18 protein-coding genes are annotated in these 16,088 nt (G+C 68.1%); 12 read left to right on the top strand and 6 right to left on the bottom strand.

The features are described from left to right. Positions 1 to 7 precede the first annotated feature (7 nt). Entirely contained in the window at positions 8 to 901 is an 894-nt protein-coding gene (locus G7B69_RS11270) for a prephenate dehydratase (RefSeq protein WP_166179495.1), read from the top strand. Position 902: 1 nt separating this feature from the next. On the opposite strand, the gene G7B69_RS11275 is transcribed toward G7B69_RS11270, so the two are convergent. Beyond that, positions 903 to 1,829: an isoaspartyl peptidase/L-asparaginase family protein gene (locus G7B69_RS11275; RefSeq protein ID WP_166179497.1), complete on the bottom strand. Its 927-nt coding sequence runs from the start codon at positions 1,827 to 1,829 to the stop codon at positions 903 to 905. Positions 1,830 to 1,935: 106 nt separating this feature from the next. Between G7B69_RS11275 and G7B69_RS11280 the strand changes: the two genes are divergently transcribed. The 3 genes from G7B69_RS11280 to G7B69_RS11290 all read left to right on the top strand — a co-directional run bounded on the left by G7B69_RS11280 (position 1,936) and on the right by G7B69_RS11290 (position 3,822). Next, positions 1,936 to 2,409, top strand: a complete 474-nt coding sequence (locus tag G7B69_RS11280; RefSeq protein WP_166179276.1) for a GNAT family N-acetyltransferase — start codon at positions 1,936 to 1,938, stop codon at positions 2,407 to 2,409. Next, positions 2,406 to 2,924: a GNAT family N-acetyltransferase gene (locus tag G7B69_RS11285; protein WP_341479185.1), complete on the top strand. Its 519-nt coding sequence runs from the start codon at positions 2,406 to 2,408 to the stop codon at positions 2,922 to 2,924. The genes G7B69_RS11280 and G7B69_RS11285 overlap by 4 nt, the downstream gene beginning before the upstream one ends. 121 nt (positions 2,925 to 3,045) lie before the next feature. Continuing rightward, a complete protein-coding gene (locus tag G7B69_RS11290) occupies positions 3,046 to 3,822 on the top strand; it encodes a Crp/Fnr family transcriptional regulator (RefSeq protein ID WP_243415142.1) in 777 nt (258 codons plus the stop codon). A 13-nt stretch (positions 3,823 to 3,835) separates the two neighbouring features. Here G7B69_RS11290 and G7B69_RS11295 read toward each other — a convergent pair whose 3' ends face one another. Then, positions 3,836 to 4,843, bottom strand: coding sequence for a zinc transporter ZntB (locus G7B69_RS11295; protein WP_243415143.1), 1,008 nt, complete (start codon positions 4,841 to 4,843; stop codon positions 3,836 to 3,838). Between the two features lie 93 nt (positions 4,844 to 4,936). On the opposite strand from G7B69_RS11295, the gene G7B69_RS11300 reads away from it, so the two are divergent. The 5 genes from G7B69_RS11300 (at position 4,937) to G7B69_RS11320 (ending at position 9,991) form a co-directional block, all read left to right on the top strand. Beyond that, a complete protein-coding gene (locus G7B69_RS11300; RefSeq protein WP_166179280.1) occupies positions 4,937 to 6,574 on the top strand; it encodes an FAD-dependent monooxygenase in 1,638 nt (545 codons plus the stop codon). Positions 6,575 to 6,710: 136 nt separating this feature from the next. Then, positions 6,711 to 7,835, top strand: a complete 1,125-nt coding sequence (gene ispG / locus G7B69_RS11305; protein WP_166179282.1) for a flavodoxin-dependent (E)-4-hydroxy-3-methylbut-2-enyl-diphosphate synthase — start codon at positions 6,711 to 6,713, stop codon at positions 7,833 to 7,835. Positions 7,836 to 7,874: 39 nt separating this feature from the next. After that, positions 7,875 to 8,387, top strand: coding sequence for a retropepsin-like aspartic protease family protein (locus G7B69_RS11310; RefSeq protein ID WP_166179284.1), 513 nt, complete (start codon positions 7,875 to 7,877; stop codon positions 8,385 to 8,387). 49 nt (positions 8,388 to 8,436) lie between these two features. Continuing rightward, the gene (locus G7B69_RS11315; RefSeq protein ID WP_166179286.1) at positions 8,437 to 9,279 is read left to right on the top strand and encodes a hypothetical protein; all 843 of its coding nucleotides are present in this window, start codon (positions 8,437 to 8,439) and stop codon (positions 9,277 to 9,279) included. A gap of 88 nt (positions 9,280 to 9,367) precedes the next feature. Next, on the top strand, positions 9,368 to 9,991 hold the full coding sequence (locus G7B69_RS11320; protein WP_166179288.1) for a murein L,D-transpeptidase catalytic domain-containing protein: 624 nt from the start codon (positions 9,368 to 9,370) through the stop codon (positions 9,989 to 9,991). A 3-nt stretch (positions 9,992 to 9,994) separates the two neighbouring features. On the opposite strand, the gene G7B69_RS11325 is transcribed toward G7B69_RS11320, so the two are convergent. The 4 genes from G7B69_RS11325 to G7B69_RS11340 form a co-directional block, all read right to left on the bottom strand. Continuing rightward, on the bottom strand, positions 9,995 to 10,522 hold the full coding sequence (locus tag G7B69_RS11325; protein ID WP_166179290.1) for a DUF3237 domain-containing protein: 528 nt from the start codon (positions 10,520 to 10,522) through the stop codon (positions 9,995 to 9,997). Then, entirely contained in the window at positions 10,522 to 11,277 is a 756-nt protein-coding gene (locus G7B69_RS11330) for an SDR family oxidoreductase (protein WP_243415144.1), read from the bottom strand. The genes G7B69_RS11325 and G7B69_RS11330 overlap by 1 nt, the downstream gene beginning before the upstream one ends. A 3-nt stretch (positions 11,278 to 11,280) precedes the next feature. After that, positions 11,281 to 11,688 carry a nuclear transport factor 2 family protein gene (locus tag G7B69_RS11335; protein ID WP_243415145.1) on the bottom strand — a complete coding sequence of 136 codons (408 nt, stop codon included), beginning with the start codon at positions 11,686 to 11,688 and terminating at the stop codon, positions 11,281 to 11,283. Positions 11,689 to 11,797: 109 nt separating this feature from the next. Continuing rightward, a complete protein-coding gene (locus tag G7B69_RS11340) occupies positions 11,798 to 13,450 on the bottom strand; it encodes a GMC family oxidoreductase (protein WP_166179292.1) in 1,653 nt (550 codons plus the stop codon). Positions 13,451 to 13,530: 80 nt separating this feature from the next. Between G7B69_RS11340 and G7B69_RS11345 the strand changes: the two genes are divergently transcribed. The 3 genes from G7B69_RS11345 (at position 13,531) to G7B69_RS11355 (ending at position 16,087) form a co-directional block, all read left to right on the top strand. Continuing rightward, positions 13,531 to 13,923 carry a nuclear transport factor 2 family protein gene (locus tag G7B69_RS11345; RefSeq protein ID WP_166179294.1) on the top strand — a complete coding sequence of 131 codons (393 nt, stop codon included), beginning with the start codon at positions 13,531 to 13,533 and terminating at the stop codon, positions 13,921 to 13,923. A gap of 280 nt (positions 13,924 to 14,203) precedes the next feature. Further along, positions 14,204 to 15,328 carry a cobalamin-independent methionine synthase II family protein gene (locus G7B69_RS11350; protein ID WP_166179296.1) on the top strand — a complete coding sequence of 375 codons (1,125 nt, stop codon included), beginning with the start codon at positions 14,204 to 14,206 and terminating at the stop codon, positions 15,326 to 15,328. Positions 15,329 to 15,334: 6 nt separating this feature from the next. After that, positions 15,335 to 16,087 carry an IclR family transcriptional regulator gene (locus G7B69_RS11355; protein ID WP_166179298.1) on the top strand — a complete coding sequence of 251 codons (753 nt, stop codon included), beginning with the start codon at positions 15,335 to 15,337 and terminating at the stop codon, positions 16,085 to 16,087. Position 16,088 lies beyond the last annotated feature (1 nt).

Consider the following 16,088-nt stretch of genomic DNA (forward strand, 5'->3'; position numbering starts at 1 on the left):
GCCGCCGATGCACAGCTTTCCCACTCCGGCGCTCGCGTTGGTCGAGCAGATGGTCGCCGCCGCGGCCAAGTATCCGGCGCGCGCGGTCGCGTTCCAGGGGGCGCCCGGGGCGAACTCCCACCGGGCGGCGATGGAGTGGGCGCCCGACGGTCTGCCGCTGCCGTGTTTCAGCTTCGACGACGCGCTCGACGCGGTGAAGCAGGAGCGCGCGGGCAGCGCGATCATCCCGATCGAGAACTCGCAGCACGGCCGCGTCGCCGACATCCATTTCCTGCTTCCCGAGAGCGGCCTGTCGATCGTCGGCGAGCATTTCCTGCCGATCCGCTACGCGGTGATGGCGACCGGCGACGGACCGTTCGCCGCCGCCTATTCGCACCCCCAGGCGCTCGGCCAGACCCGTAACTGGCTGCGCGAGCGCGGCATCGTGCCGCTGACTTATCCTGACACCGCCGGCGCCGCCGCGTTCGTCAAGGAACAGGGCGACCCGGAGGTTTGCGCGATTGCCCCACGGATCGCCGCCGATATCTACGGCCTCAAGGTGGTGGCCGAGAACGTCGCGGACGCGAGCGACAACACCACCCGCTTCGTGGTCCTCGCCCGCCAGCCGCTCGACCCGGCGAGCCTCGGCGGCGCCCCGGCGATGACCACTTTCGTGTTCGAGGTGAAGAACATCCCTGCCGCGCTGTACAAGGCGCTCGGCGGCTTCGCCACCAACGGCGTCAACATGACCAAGCTCGAAAGCTACCAGAAGGGCGCGAGCTTTTCGGCGACGATGTTCTACGCCGACATCGTCGGTGCGCCCGGCGACCCGGCGGTCGACCGCGCGCTCGAGGAGCTGGCCTTCCACTGCAAGGAGCTGCGCATGCTCGGCACCTACCGCCAGGCGATGAAGCGGGGCTGAGCTAGTCGTCGCCGAATATGGCGATCTCGTGCATGCCCGAGCTGTCGGCCCGACCGCGATACATGCCCGGGGTGTTGAACGAGAACGCCGTGGTGCCGTCCGGCCCGGCGACGATTACCCCGCCGTCGCCGCCGAGTTCGCCGACTTCCTTGATCGTCGCGTCGGCCGCCTCCTGGACGGTCTCGTGGAGGAAGCGCACGCGGTCGCAGATCGTGTGGGCGACGCCGGCGCGGACGAAGAATTCGCCCGCCCCGGTGGCCGAGACGGCGCAGGTGCGGTCGTCCGCGTAAGTGCCCGCGCCGATCACCGGCGAATCGCCGATCCGGCCCCAGCGCTTGCCGGTCAGCCCACCGGTCGAGGTCGCCGCGGCGACGTGGCCCTGTGCATCGCGCGCCACCGCACCGACGGTGCCGTACTTGAGGTCGATATCGAACCAGCTGACCTTGCGGGCCTTGAATTCCTCGAGCGCCTTGCGCCGCGACTCGGTGGCGAACCATGCCGGATCGGTCATCTCGAAGCCCTTCTCGCGGGCGAATTCCTCGGCCCCCGCGCCGCTCAGGAACACGTGCGGGCTGTCGGCCATGACCGCGCGGGCGAGCGCGACCGGGTGGCGGATGTGGGTGACCCCGGCGACGGCCCCGGCGGCGCGGTTGCTGCCGTCCATGATCGCCGCGTCGAGCTCGTTGCTGCCTTCGTAAGTGAACACCGCGCCGCGCCCGGCGTTGAAGTGCGGATCGTCCTCGAGCACCTCGACCACCGCCTGTACCGCATCGACCGCGCTGCCGCCCGCGGCGAGCACTGTCGAGCCGGCATCGAGCGCCTGGCCCAGCGCGGCCTCGATCCCGCCGCGCTGCTTTTCGTCGAGCCGGTCGCGGGTGATCACCCCCGCGCCGCCGTGAATGGCGAGGCTCCAGTGTTTGTCGGCCATGATATTCGAATCCTTCGCGTGGGCCGGGGCGAGGGCGCACAGCCCCGTCAGGATTGCCGCAACGACCCATCTTGCCAGCATGCCCGCGCCCTAGCACAAGCGCGCCATGCCGGAATACCGCATCATCGAAGACGATCTCGAAAGCGCCGAGGTGACCGACCTGCTCGCCTTTCACCTCGCCGAAATGCACGCGCTCTCGCCGCCGTGCAAAGTCCACGCCATGCCGGTCGAGCGGCTGCGGCAGCCCGATGTGACCTTTTATTCGGCGTGGGACGGCGAAAAGCTGGCCGCTGTCGGCGCGCTGCGCGAGATCGACCCCGCCCGCGGCGAGCTCAAGTCGATGCGCGCCACACCCGCCTATCGCGGCAAAGGCGCGGGCGAGGCGATCCTGCTCCGTCTCGTCGCCGAGGCGCAGCGGCGCGGTTACTCCTGGCTCGGCCTCGAGACCGGGCGGCCCGAGGCCTACCTTCCGGCGCAATCGCTCTACCGCAAGCACGGCTTCGCCGAGTGCGAGGACTTCGGCGACTACGTCGGCGACGAGTTCAGCCTGTGCATGAGCCGGGTGCTGCACCCGGCATGAGCGTGGTCCTGCGCCGCGCCACCAAGGAGGACGCCAAGGCGCTGAGCGCGCTGGCGACCGACGCCTTCGTCGCCGCCTTCGGCCATCTCTACCGCGCCGAGGACCTGAACGCGTTTCTCGCCGAGCACCGGACGGCGGACGTGTACCGCCAGGAGATGGCCGACCCGGGGACGCGCATCGCCCTCGCCGACGCCGATGGCGTGATTGCCGGCTATGCCCTGATCCACTGGCCGAGTGAATTCGCCCCCGAATCGGACGCATCTCGTCCACTCGCGCTGCACCAGCTCTATTGCGCCCCCGGTATGACCGGGCACGGCACCGGCGCGGCGCTGATGGAGTGGGCGCTATCAGAGGCGCGCGCGCTGGGCTGCGACGCGGTGCAGCTGTCGGTGTGGAGCGAAAACCACGCCGCGCAGCGGTTTTACGCCCGCTACGGATTTTCCAAGATCGCCGACATCGGCTTCATGGTCGGCAACCAGCGCGACGAGGAATTCCTGCTCGAGCTGCGGCTCTAATCACGGCGGTAACGCTAACCGTAAAGCTGGACAAGCCGCAAACTCTTGATATTCCAGCGGCCCTCGCCGTTCTTAACCATCCTTGGGCCGGTACCTGCGGCGTAAGAGGGGATTCGACGCCTTGGCCAGCAATCTCCAGCGTGAGTTGCAGCGCTTCCCGCGCACCGGGCGTTTCCTGAGGGGGCGCTTGCGCAGCGCGATGGCCGATCAGGAAATGCAGGTGGTCGAGGAGCTGATCGAGAGCGAGCACAAGCTTGCCGGTGGCGAACCGATCGCCCGCCGCGGGGCCGAATGCTCGAGCAGCACGATCCTGGTCGAAGGTTTCGCCATCCGCGTGATCGAGCGCCGGGGGCACGCCCACATCGTCGGCCTGCAGGTCCCCGGAGACTTCGTCGACTTGCCGGCGTTCGCGCTCAAGCGACTCGACCACGACATCCTCGCCCTCGGCGAGGCGAAAATCGGCCGTGTCTCGCACGCCCGGATTCGCCAGGTGATCGACCGCCAGCCGCACCTCGCGCGCCTGCTGTGGTTCGCCACCCTGCTCGACGCGGCGATCCACCGCGAATGGATCCTCAAGCTCGAGGATCTCAACGCGGCGCAGCGCGTGGCCCACGTGTTCTGCGAAATCTGCCGCCGGCTCGACATGGTCGGCCTCGGCGGCCCGAACGGGTTCTCGTTGCCGCTGACCCAGGCGCAGCTCGCCTCGATGTGCGGGACCACCGCGGTCCACATGAGCCGCGCCTTGCGCCGTTTGCGCGACGAGACCGGGGCGACCTTTCGCCACGGCAAGCTGCAGTGCCCGGATCCCGCCGCGCTGGCCCAATTCTGCGAATTCGATCCTTCGTACCTCTACGGCCCCGGCGAGCTGCAGCTGCCGGGCGGGGATTACGAGGACTGATTTCCGCCCATGCTCACAGCCACTTCCAGCGGCGGAACAGCAGGACTTGCGCGAGGGCGATAGCCAGGCAGACGCCGACGATGACCCAGAACGACCACGGGTGGTTGGCGTAGGGAATGCCGACCACGTTCATGCCGATCAGGCCGGTGAGAAAGGTCAGCGGCAGGAAGATCGAGGCGACCACGGTGAGCAGGAAGTTGGTCCGCTGCGAGCGGGCGGCGGTGAACGCCCGCAGCTCGTCGAGCAGGACCACCGCGCTTTCCTTGCTGATGTCGATGTCGTCGAGGTAGCGGCGCAGCCGGTCGATCGCCTCGGCGATCTCGCGCCGGTCGTGGTCCTCGAACCATTTCGGGGCCTCGCGGCGGATCGCCTCGAGCGCGTCGTGCTGCGGCGCCATGTGCCGCTGCAGGCCGAGACAATTGTGGCGGATGACGGTGATCTCGGCGAGCATTCCGGCAGGATCGGCATCGACCGGTGCCAGCTCGAGCTTGTCGATCGCTTCGTTCATGTCGACGATCGAGTGGTTCATCCGCACGATCATCCGCTCGATGAGCAAGGTGATCAGCCCGCCGGCGTCACGCGGGCCATGGCCCTTGTCGAGGTCACCGGCGACCTCGCGCGTGGTCTGCATCGAATGGCGCCGCAAGGTGAACACCCGCGCCCCGTCGGACCAGACCTGGATCGAAACCATGTCCTCCGGCTCTGCTCCGGGATTGAAGTTGACCCCGCGCAAGGTCGCGACCAGCGCGTCGCCTTCGCGAAATGCCCGCGGGCGGGTCTCGTCGCTGGTCAGCAGTTCGGCAGTCGGCTCGGGAATCCCGCGCGCCTCGAGCCAGGCCTGCACGCCGGGCACGGTGCGGTCGAAGTGCAGCCAGAGGACCTCGTGGCCGAGCCCGCGACGCCAGCGCTGGGCCGCCTCCCAGCCGATTGTCCGCGCCCCGCCTTCGCCGTCGAGCACGCGGCCGAACAGCAGCGGCCCTTCGGCAGTGAGCTCGTCGGTAGTGCGCAAGTGCTCGTCCACAGCTCGCCTATGCCCCAGCGAACGGCGATTTCCTAGCGGGCGGCCATTGCTCCTGCGAACCATCGCACTAGGATGAGGTCCGAGAGGATCGTTATGACAGAGAATGCCAACGGCCCGCGGGTCGAATGCGAAGTGCTGATCGTCGGCGGCAGCCTGGTCGGGTTGTCGGCGGCGGCGTTTCTTGGGAAACAGGGTATCGCGGCCTACGTGGTTGAAAAGCACGCGGGGACCTCGATCCATCCGCGGGCGGGATACTTCCACGTCGGCACGATGGAGGCCTACCGCCGGATCGGGCTCGAGCCGGCCATCCTTGAGGCGAGCCACAAACAGTTCGGCCCCGACGGCGGCATCAACCTCGTCGAATCGCTCGCCGGGCGCGAGCTCGCGCTGTTCGTCCCGAGCATCAACCTCGGGCTCGAATCGTTCAGCCCGTGCAGGCGGTTCTTCATCACGCAGCAGAGCCTCGAGCCGCTGCTCCACCGCCGTGCCGCCGAGCTCGGCGCGGACCTGCACTATCGCAGCGAACTGGTCGATTTCGCTCAGGACGAGACCGGCGTCACCGCGCAAGTGCGCGATGTCGACAGCGGCGAGACACGCACGATCCGCGCCCGCTACATGATCGCCGCCGACGGCAACCGCAGCCCGATTCGCCAGAAGCTGGGGATCGGCGTGAACGGTCCCGGCTGGCTCAGCGACAGCATCTCCATCTACTTCAAGGCCGACTGCAGCCAGTGGCTCGAAAGGCGCCCGATGGGCGTGATCTACGTGCTCAACCCCGACCAGCGCGGCTTCTTCCGCTTCGAGGCCGACGGCAAACGCGGGTTCCTCGTGGTCAACACGCTTGGTGATCCGTCGCTGCCGGGCGCCAAGGACGTGGCCGCCGACGTGTCAGTCGAACGCTGCATCGCGCTCGTCCGTTCGGCCATCGGCGTGCCCGACATCGCGGTCGAGATCGAGGACGTGGCCATCTGGAAGGCCGAGGCGGTCTGCGCCGACGCCTATCGCTCGGGGCGCGTGTTCCTGGCCGGCGACGCCGCCCACGTGGTCCCGCCGACCGGCGGCTTCGGCGGCAACACCGGCGTGCAGGACGCGGCGAACCTCGCGTGGAAGCTCGCCGCGGTGATCAAGGGCGAGGCCGGCGAAGCGCTGCTCGACAGCTACGAAGCCGAGCGCCGTCCTGTCGGCCTGCTGACGGTCGAGCAGGCGTATACCCGCTACATGCGCCGGGTCACCCCCGAAGAGGTCACCCCCGCAACCCCGGAGCAGCGCGACGAGCTGACGATGGAGCTGGGGCAGTATTACCGCTCCGGCGCGGTGGTCGACGGACGCCGCGAGAACCAGCCGGCGTGCCTGCATCCCCGGGAAACGCGCGGTGCTCCGGGAAGTAGGCTGCCATACGCCTCGTTGGACACGGGCCAGACGACCGTCGACGTTGTCGCCGACGGCATGGCGCTACTGACGGGCCCAGACTTCAAGGATTGGCCTGAACTCGCTGGCGAGGACTTGGCGCACTACGTGCTCCCACAGCAAACGCTGCACCGTTTCGGCATCGGTCCCAGCGGCGCGCTGCTTGTCCGTCCCGACGGGTTCATCGCCGCGCGGGCCCGCGAGGCCAGCGCCGAGACGGTACGCGATTGGCTCGCCCGCACACTGGCCCGAACGGCGCCGGAGAGGGTCACAGCTGCACCAAGGGAAGATTCTGAACGGATCGTCGACGAGGCCGAGTCATAGGAAAGGCCGCGTCGGCAACGGCTCAATAAGGCCAGAAGCGAGTGATGAAATTGGCACCGAAGCTCGCTGTCAGCCATTTGGCGACAAACCCGGCCTGTCATTGCCCCTTAATCTCGGCGAGCCTATAGGCGCGCCCATGTCTTCTGTTCGCCCCTGGCGCGACATCGTGCGGCGTCAAAGCCGCCAGATCATGGTCGGCAGCGTGCCGGTCGGCGGCGACGCGCCTATCACCGTGCAGACGATGACCAACACGCCGACGTCCGACGCGCGCGCGACGATCGACCAGATTCGCCGCTGCGAGGATGCCGGAGCGGACATCATCCGCGTCTCGTGCCCCGACGTCGAAAGCACCGCGGCGCTGAAACAGATCGTCCGCGCGGCGCGGGTGCCGATCGTCGCCGACATTCACTTCCACTACAAGCGCGCGCTCGAGGCGGCCGACGCCGGCGCCGCGTGCCTGCGCATCAACCCGGGCAACATCGGCTCTGCCGAGCGGGTCAACGAGGTGGTCGAGGCTGCCAAGGCCAACGGCTGCGCGATCCGCATCGGGGTCAACGCCGGCAGCCTCGAGAAGGACCTGCTCGAGAAATACGGGGAGCCTTGCCCCGAGGCGCTGGTCGAGAGCGCGCTCGACCACATCAAGCTGTTGCAGGACCGCGACTTCCACGAGTTCAAGGTGGCGGTGAAGGCGAGCGACGTGTTCCTCGCGGTCGCCGCCTATATGAGCCTGGCCGACGCGGTCGATTGTCCGCTGCACCTCGGCATCACCGAGGCCGGCGGGCTGATCGGCGGCACGGTCAAGAGCGCGATCGGCATGGGCAACCTGCTGTGGGCGGGGATCGGCGACACGATCCGCGTCTCGCTCTCGGCCGAGCCCGAGGAGGAAGTCCGCGTCGGGTTCGAGATATTGAAGGCGCTCGGCCTGCGCACGCGCGGCGTGCGGGTGGTCTCGTGCCCGAGCTGCGCGCGCCAGGGCTTCGACGTGATTCGCACCGTCCAGGCGCTCGAAGCGCGGCTCAGCCACATCAAGACCCCGCTCTCTCTCTCGGTGCTCGGCTGCGTGGTCAACGGCCCCGGCGAGGCGCGCGAGACCGACATCGGCATCACCGGCGGCGGCGCGGGCAAGCACATGGTCTACCTCGCGGGGGTCACCGACCATCACGTCCAGGACGCCGACATGCTCGACCACATCGTCGAGCTGGTCGAAGCGAAAGCCGCCGAGATCGAGGCCGCCGAGGCTGTCGCGGAGGCGGCGGAGTAGCTTTACTCCCGCTTAAGCTGCCGGGCGTAACCTGGCGGCATGAAGGGTTTTGTCGTCTCCGTCCTCGCCCTCGGCGCGATGGTCGCCTTTCTCGCCCCGCGCGGCGAGCATGCCGCAGCGAGCGTCGAACCGGTCCACGCCGACGCCGGCAGCGAAGCGCATCTCGCCGCGGCCACCGGATGGGGCGGCGAGATGGTGCTCGACCGCGAAAGCGACGGCCATTTCTACGCCACGGTCGACGTCGGCGGCAGCGACTACCGCATGCTGGTCGACACCGGGGCGACGATGATCGCGCTGACCGGCGACGACGCGCGCGGCATGGGGCTGGACTGGGATCCGAATGCGCTCGCCCCGGTCGCCCGCGGCGCCAGCGGACCGGTGATGGGCGTGCCGGTGACGATCCCCGACCTCGCAATAGGCGACTTCGACGCCCACAACGTCGAGGCGGTCATCGTGCCCGAGGGCCTCGCGGTCTCGCTGCTCGGCCAGTCGTTTCTCAGCCACGTTCCCAAGGTGGCCATTTCCGACGACAAGATGACCCTTTCCAACTGACGACTCCGGCCAAGATTCGCTTAACCTCTCGCCGCTAGTTTCGGCGGCGATGACGATCAGCGGATTCCTGCCCCAGCGCTGGCGAGCCAGCCCCGAGGCCGCGCGCCATGCCGAGGCGATCGCGGGCGTGCTGCACACCGCGCCGCTCGAGCAGGCCACGGCCGGCCCGGGCATCGTCTCGCTGCTCGGCACCACAGAGGTGCTGCCCTATCTCGTGGCGCTCAAGTCGCTGCATCGCAGCTTGCGCAAAGCACGGTTCACGATCGTCGACGACGGCACGCTGACCGGCGAGGACCGGGCGATCCTGGCGCACCACTGCGGCGACCCCGAGATCGTGCCGCACCAGGCCGTGCGCCGCGGAGCGCTTCCGCCCGGCGGCGCCTGGGCCGCGTTGCTGACGGTGCTCGACCGCCGAGCCGGGCAATACTGGATCGCGCTCGATCCGCGTACGGTGACGCTCGGCGAACTGCCCGAAGTGGCGGCGGCGATCGCCAGCAACCGCAGCTTCAGCCTGGCCGCTGGCGAGGCGCCCGGCGGGCCCGCACGGCAAGCGGAGCGGCGCATTGCGGTGCTTTGCGGCACGCGCGGCTGGCGTTACCGTGCCGGCTGCGGCGGGCTCAGCGGCTTGGCCGCCGGCGGGACCGGCCGCGCACTCGTCACCGCATTTCAATTCGAGCTGGCCGCGCTCGGCGAGACGGCGACGGCCGAGAGCGCGCGCAACCTGATCGTGGCCAACGAGGCCGAGCCGGTGTGGCTGCCCAAGCCGCGCTACGCCCGTCACAGCGCCAAGGGAGACGCCGCAGACGCCGCCTTCCAGTACTTCCCGAACGGCCCCGGCCACGGCGAAGCCTATACCGCAGCGAGTCAGGCGGCGATTTCCCGGCTTCTCTAGCTCGGTTCGCCGCCAGCCAGCCACGGCTCGTCGACGGATCGCCATTGCGCGTTCACCGCCCGGTTAGAAAAGTGCGATAGGAAGAAGCATGGCCGAAGCCCTCAACAGGCGCACGTTCATCGCATCGGCGGCCGCCGCAACCGGCGCGCTGGCATTGCCCGCGCGCCTGCCCGCCCAGCCGCTGACCGTCAGCACCCGCTCCGCGCAGATCCTCGACATCGCCCGCCGCGAGGTCGCCCGTGCCGGCAACGTGCTGTGGCGACAGGACATCGCCGGGATCGCCGACTTCGGCGCCCATTCGGCGCAGCCGCGGCTCCATCTCGCCAATCTCGAGGCCGGGACCGTGCGGTCCTTCCTCGTCGCGCACGGGCTGGGCTCGGACCCCGAGCACGACGGCTGGCTGCACTGGTTCTCGAACGAAGTCGGTTCGAACGCCACCAGCCGCGGGGCCTACATCTCGTACGAGTGGTACAAGGGCAAGTACGGCACTTCGATCCGCCTCGGCGGGCTCGACGCGGAAAATTCCAACGCGCTCGACCGGGCGATCGTGATGCACTCGGCCGCCTACGCCACGCCGAGCTTCGTCGCCACCCACGGGGTGCTCGGGCGGTCGAACGGCTGCTTCGCGATGGCGCCCGAGGATTTCCCTTACGCCCTCACCCAGCTTTCGGGCGGGCGCCTGCTCTATGCAGACAAGCTCGGCCTCGCCTGAGCCTCACACCAGCGCATAATACTTCAGCAGGTTGCCGTCGCTGCGCCGTTCGCCGACGCCGATGAAGACGTGCTTGGTCAGCCAGTCGTGCTTGCCGACCGGGCACTCGAACGTCGGGTTGCCGCGCAGGTAATAGTCCTCGTGCGGCACCGGCGGGCCATTGTTGAACGCCCAGTCGCGCAGCCGCGCCATCGTGTCGGGCCGGCGGCCCCACAGGAAGCCTTTGTTGTTGAGCAGGATGACGGTTCCGTCCTCCTCCTCGAGCAGGTAGCGGGCGTCGAACACCGCGACGTCGTCGGGCCGGAAATAAGCGTAGTCGCCGCCCGAGCCGGGGATCGCCCGGCCCTTGAGCTTCGGCCCTTCGAAGGTGCCGCCGCTGACCAGCACCGCGCTGCGCATGCCGCCGTTGGGATGGGGCGCGATAGTGAAGACCTCGGGAAAGGTCAGCCGCACTTCCATGACGAATTCCAGCCGTGGGTTGTCGAGCTCGGAGAACGGCGCGGCGAACGGAGTGGTGTCGTTGAAGTCCATCAGCGCAGCTCTATCAGGCCGCCGTCGACGAACAAGTTCGCGCCCGTAATGAAGCTGGCGTCGTCGCTGGCGAGAAACAGCACGGCCTTGGCGACGTCCTCGCTCTGGCCCATGCGGTGCATCGGAATGTTGGCGATCATCATCTCCTTGAGCGCGGCGACCTGCTCGTCGCTCATGCCGGGATTGCGGTGGAGCAGCGGCGTCTCGATCGGCCCGGGGCTGACGACGTTGAGGCGGATGCCTTCGCCGACCAGCTCCTTGGCGAAGACCTTCATCGCCATGTAGAGCCCGGCCTTGGCCGCGGCATAGGCGCCGTTGCCCTCGAGCGCGCCGTGCGCCCCGATCGAGCCGGTCACCACGATCGAACCGCCGCGGCCCATGATTCTCAGCGCCTTCTGCAGCGCGAAGACGCAGCCGCGCAGGTTGATCGAATGGACGTGGTCCCATGCTTCCTCGGTGATGCCGCGCAAGGGTGCGAACCCGCCGACGCCGGCGTTGATGTAGAGCACGTCGATGCGGCCGTCGGCCGCCTCGATCTTCGCGACGACCTCTTCGGTCGAAGCCGGATCGGCGACGTCCGACCGGTAACCGGTGCCGCCGGGGATCGCCGCCTGGGCCTCGTCGATCGTTGCCTGGTTGCGGCCGGTGAAGTGGACCTTGCCGCCCTCCGCGGCGAACGCCTTGGCGGCTTCCAGCCCGATCCCGCTGTTGCCGCCGAGCACGAGGACGATCTTGTCTTCGAAGCGCATAGTCATTCCCTAGAACGGCCCAAGCGGGTTCGGCCCGCCGGGAACCACGTCCTGCATCACGTCCCAGTGCTCGGCGATTCTGCCGTTCTCGAGCCGGAAGATGTCGATCACCGCCCAGCCGTTGTCGCCCGGCCAGCGGCGCACGTGGTAATGCACGGTGACGTGATCGCCGTCGACGAAGGCGCGCTTCACCTCGTGCACCGCGTGGGGAGTCTGCGCCCTGATCGTGTCGAGGAACTTCTTGAGACCCTCGCGCCCCGGCTCGGCCATCTGGTTGTGCTGGATGTAACCGGGCGAAATGAACCGGTCGACCGCGCCCGAGTCCATCGGATTGAGCACGTGCTCGAACATCTCGAGCACCAGCGCCAGGTTCGCCTCTTCCTCAGGCGTGCGTCCTTCGAGACGGGCCTTCGACAAGCTCAGTCCCTCCTCAGGATGGGCGAGAGGAAAATGAACCGCTCATCCTGAGGAGCGGCTGAGGAGCCGCCTGGCGGCGTCCCGAAGACGCGTCTCGAAGGACAGATTGTCATGCTGCGTCGCCTCGAGGAAGCTCGGCCGGCGGCAGGCTCTGGCCGCGAATCAGGTCGGCAGCCTTCTCGCCGACCATGATCGACGGCAGCATCGTGTTGCCGCCGGGCACGGTCGGCATCACCGAGGCATCGGCGACGCGCAGCCCCTCGACGCCGATCACGCGCAATTCGCTGTCGACCACCGACTTGGCGCCGAGACCCATCGCGCAGGTGCCGACCGGGTGCTGGCCGACGTAGCACCAGTCGCGCAGGTAAGCGTCGAGCTCGTCGTCGCTGGCGACCTGCTCGCCCGGCGTCTTTTCCTGGCCGACGAGCTCGCCCCACGGCTCGGTGCGGTAGATCTTGCGGGTCAGGCGGATCGCGTCGCGCAGCTGGCGGCGGTCGTTCTCGGTGTCGAGCACGTTGAGCGTCACCGCCGCAACCTCGCGCGGGTCGGCGCTCTTGAGCTCGACCCAGCCGCGGCTCTCGGGATGGAGCTGGACGACGCCCGCCCACCACACGTGATCCTGGCCCTTCTTGATCCCCGGGAACCAGGTCTGCGCGTCGAAGCGGATCGGGTTGACCATGATCTGCATGTCGGGCCGGTCGAGTTCCGGGCGGGTCTTGATCACCACGTTGCAGCTGTTGACCTGGTAGGTCGCGGTACCGGTGCCCAGCAGCGCCCAGCGAACGGTGCTCAGCAGCAGCTTGTCCCAGCGCAGCTCGTTGAGGAAAGTGACCGGCTGCGTCGCGTTCCATTCGAGGCTGGCGGTCGGATGCTCCTGCAAGTTGCGCCCCACCCCGGGGCTGTCGTGCAGCACCTCGATGCCGTGTTGCTTGAGGTGCGCCGCCGGGCCGATGCCCGAGAGCATCAGCAAGTGCGGCGAGTTGTAGGTCCCGCCCGAGAGGATCACCTCGCGCCGGGCGCGGATCACTTGCGGCCCGCTCGGGCCTTCGATCTCGACGCCGACGCAGCGCTTGCCTTCGAACACCACGCGGCGGACGAGCGCGCCCGTGCGCACGTCGAGGTTCCGTCGCCCCATCGCCGGGCGGATATAGGCGGTCGCCGCGCTGACCCGGCGGCCGCGCTTGTCGGCGGTCATTTCGCCGCGGGCGAACCCCTCGGCCTGCTCCCCGCCGAGGTCTTCGCTGATCGGAAAGCCGAGCCTGCGGCCGGTTTCCATCATGCGTTCGTGATGCAGCGCCGGCAGGTCGATCGGCTTGACCCGCACAGGGCCGCCTTGCCCATGATAAGTGCCGTCGCCGCGCCACGAATCCTCGAGCCGGCGGAAGTACGGCAGGACGTCGGCAAACGACCAGCCGCGCGCGCCCATCTGCGACCACTGGTCGTAGTCGCCCGGATGCCCGCGCATCGCGAACATGCCGTTGATCGAGCCCGACCCGCCCATCACCCGCCCGCGCGGCAGCGGCATGCGCCGGCCGCCCAGATTGGGCTCGGGTTCGGTCATGTAGGTCCAGTTGAACTGCGGCTTGGTCATCGCCCGCAGGAAGCCCAGAGGCATGCGGATGAACGGGTGGTTGTCGCTCCCGCCGGCCTCGAGCAGCAGCACGCTGGTGCCCGGGTCCTCGCTCAGCCGCGCGGCGACCGGGCACCCGGCGCTGCCCGCGCCGACGACGATGTAATCGAAAGTGTCGCCGCTCTCGGCCAAGTCCGCTCTCCCTCAGCCCTCAAGCGGGCGCTTGCAGCCTTGCTAACGCTCGTTACTATTGCGCGCAAGGAGGGGCTCGCATGACCCGAGACGATTACGGCCGCTACGTCGCCGCCTTCAACGCCCGCGAGTACAACGCGGTATTCGATTTCTACGCCGAGAACCCGCGGATGGCGTTCTTCGGCATAGAGATCACCACCCGCGACCAGCTCAAGGAGTTCTACGGCTTCATGCATCGCTACGTAAAGGAAACGGTCACGGTCGAACGCTTCGCGGGCAGCGACGAGCTGGCCGCCGTGGAGGCCATGGTGCGCATCGAGGCCATCGACCACCTGACGCGGGAAATTCTCGACGCGCGCGGAATGCAGCAATTCTTCCCGATCGCGAAAGGCGAGGTGCAGGAGATGCGCCAGTACATTCATTACCACCTGAAGGACGGCAAGATCGAAAGCGTCGGCTGCGCGCTGGTCTGACCCGGGTGAAAAAAGTGCTGTCCTACAAGCCCCCGGTTGTGGCTTATGCTGGGGATGGCCGAATCCAACATCCTCGCCTGCGCGCGGCGAACCACGAGACACATCTCGCCGGCGCAACAGGCGCGCGTTCGGATGGAAAAGTGTCACCTTGTCAGTCGCGCGGAAATGCGTGGTTTCCAGGGCGACACCAGGGTGACAGGGTCCGTAAAGTGTCACCCGGGGCGGGCGGGTCCATCTTTTCGCTCTTGCGTAATTTTCGCATATCTGAAATATCGCGCCGATGATCAAGACCACCCATGTCGGCAGCCTGCCGCGCGGCCCGGAACTGGTCCCGCTCCTCCTCGCGCGCGACAAGGGTGAGGCTTACGACGCAGCGGAGTTCGACCGCGTCGTGCAGGCCGCCGTCGACGAGGCGGTGCGGCGCCAGGTCGAAGCCGGCGTCTCGATCGTCAGCGACGGCGAGCTCGGCAAGGTCGGCTATTCGACCTATGTGATCGAGCGCCTTTCGGGGTTCGGCGGGCACTCGCCGAGGAAGCCGGCGAAGGACCTGGCGCAAGTGCCCGAGCTGGCCAAGAAGCTCAGCCACATCATGGGCGCGCAGGAGTTCACCCGCGCCAGCGCGATCGCCAAGGTCGAGCTGGTCAATCTCCAGCCGCTGCACGACGACATCCGCCGCTTCAAGGCTGCGCTGGAGAAGCATGGCGAGGGCGTCGAGGCGTTCATGAACTCGGCGAGCCCCGGCCTGATCACCGCGTTCCAGCCCAACCAGTTCTACCCGAGCCATGAAGCCTATCTCGCCGATCTGGTCGGGGCGATGCGGCCCGAGTACGAGGCGATCGTCGACGCCGGCTTCCAGCTCCAGCTCGATTGCCCCGACCTCGCGATGAGCCGCCACACCGGCTACCAGGACCTCAGCGACGAAGAGTTCCTGCATGTCGCCCGCGCCAACGTCGAGGCGCTCAACGCGGCCACCGCGAACATTCCGCCCGAAAAGCTGCGCATGCACGTCTGCTGGGGCAACTACGAAGGCCCGCACGACTTCGACATCGCGCTCGAGAAGATCATCGACATCGTCCTTGCGGCACGGCCCGCGACGATCCTGTTCGAGGCGGCGAACCCGCGCCACGAGCACGAATGGATCGTCTGGAAAGCGGCCGACCTGGCCGGCAAGATCCTCGCGCCGGGGCTGGTGGATTCCTGCTCGAACTATCTCGAAACGCCCGAACTGGTCGCCCAGCGGATCGAGCGCTTTGCCGCCATTGTCGGCAAGGACCGCGTGATCGCCAGCAGCGACTGCGGCTTCGGCACCTTCGCCGGCTACGGCAAGATCGACCCGGCGGTGGCTTGGAAGAAGCTTGCCGCCTTGCGTGCCGGGGCGGATATAGCCGACGCGCGGATCGGATAGGGAGACATGGCGAGCAACCCGGCACAATCGAGTCAAGTCAAGTCGGCCACGCGGACGCTCGACATCATCGAGTATGTCGTCGCTCATCCGCGCCCCCTGGTGGCGCAGGAGATCGCCACTGCGCTCGGCATCCCGGTTTCGAGCCTGTCGTACCTCCTCGCGACGCTGGTCGACCGCAATTACCTCGTGCGCGAAGGGCGTCGCTACTCGCCAGGTCCCGGGCTCGAGAAGCTGCAGCTGCACGCCGAGGCCTACACCCTTGCCGACCGCGCCGCGCCGCTCGTGCGCACGCTGCGCGTCCAGCTCAACGAGACCTCGAGCTTCTTCGTTCGCGAGGGCTGGGACGTCGAGGCGCTGGTGACCGAATCGAGCGAGCAGGCGCTGCGTTACGCCGTGCCGACCGGCAATCGCCTGCCGATGCACGCGCTCGCCAGCGGCAAGGCGCTGCTGGCCAAGCTTTCCGACGCCGAGCTCGATCGCTATTTTGCCGAGACCGAGCGCATCCGTTTCACGCCCTCGACGGTCACCGCGGAGAAGGCCCTGCGCAAGGAAATCGCCCACATTCGCCAGTCCGGCTTCTCGTTCACCGACGAGGAGTTCAGCCTGGGCATCATCGGCATCGGCCGCGCGGTGACGATGGGCGGCGAGACGGCCGGCGCGCTGTCGGTGGCGATCCCCAAGGTGCGCTGCGACGAGGCCACGCGGCGGCGGATCATGGATCTGCTCGAACGCACCGCGGCGCTGCTCGAGACCGCCTGAT

This window comes from Croceibacterium segetis, assembly GCF_011320115.1.
Lineage (GTDB): Bacteria > Pseudomonadota > Alphaproteobacteria > Sphingomonadales > Sphingomonadaceae > Croceibacterium_B > Croceibacterium_B segetis.

What these genes read in the sequence shown, in the direction of transcription:
- G7B69_RS11350 (WP_166179296.1), top strand. Translation starts at nt 14,204, where the DNA reads ATGATCAAGACCACCCATGTCGGCAGCCTGCCGCGCGGCCCGGAACTG.
- G7B69_RS11315 (WP_166179286.1), top strand. Translation starts at nt 8,437, where the DNA reads ATGACGATCAGCGGATTCCTGCCCCAGCGCTGGCGAGCCAGCCCCGAG.
- G7B69_RS11280 (WP_166179276.1), top strand. Translation starts at nt 1,936, where the DNA reads ATGCCGGAATACCGCATCATCGAAGACGATCTCGAAAGCGCCGAGGTG.
- G7B69_RS11285 (WP_341479185.1), top strand. Translation starts at nt 2,406, where the DNA reads ATGAGCGTGGTCCTGCGCCGCGCCACCAAGGAGGACGCCAAGGCGCTG.
- G7B69_RS11275 (WP_166179497.1), bottom strand. Translation starts at nt 1,829, where the DNA reads ATGGCCGACAAACACTGGAGCCTCGCCATTCACGGCGGCGCGGGGGTG.
- G7B69_RS11310 (WP_166179284.1), top strand. Translation starts at nt 7,875, where the DNA reads ATGAAGGGTTTTGTCGTCTCCGTCCTCGCCCTCGGCGCGATGGTCGCC.
- G7B69_RS11330 (WP_243415144.1), bottom strand. Translation starts at nt 11,277, where the DNA reads ATGACTATGCGCTTCGAAGACAAGATCGTCCTCGTGCTCGGCGGCAAC.
- G7B69_RS11355 (WP_166179298.1), top strand. Translation starts at nt 15,335, where the DNA reads ATGGCGAGCAACCCGGCACAATCGAGTCAAGTCAAGTCGGCCACGCGG.
- G7B69_RS11325 (WP_166179290.1), bottom strand. Translation starts at nt 10,522, where the DNA reads ATGGACTTCAACGACACCACTCCGTTCGCCGCGCCGTTCTCCGAGCTC.
- G7B69_RS11270 (WP_166179495.1), top strand. Translation starts at nt 8, where the DNA reads ATGCACAGCTTTCCCACTCCGGCGCTCGCGTTGGTCGAGCAGATGGTC.
- G7B69_RS11345 (WP_166179294.1), top strand. Translation starts at nt 13,531, where the DNA reads ATGACCCGAGACGATTACGGCCGCTACGTCGCCGCCTTCAACGCCCGC.
- ispG (WP_166179282.1), top strand. Translation starts at nt 6,711, where the DNA reads ATGTCTTCTGTTCGCCCCTGGCGCGACATCGTGCGGCGTCAAAGCCGC.
- G7B69_RS11320 (WP_166179288.1), top strand. Translation starts at nt 9,368, where the DNA reads ATGGCCGAAGCCCTCAACAGGCGCACGTTCATCGCATCGGCGGCCGCC.
- G7B69_RS11300 (WP_166179280.1), top strand. Translation starts at nt 4,937, where the DNA reads ATGACAGAGAATGCCAACGGCCCGCGGGTCGAATGCGAAGTGCTGATC.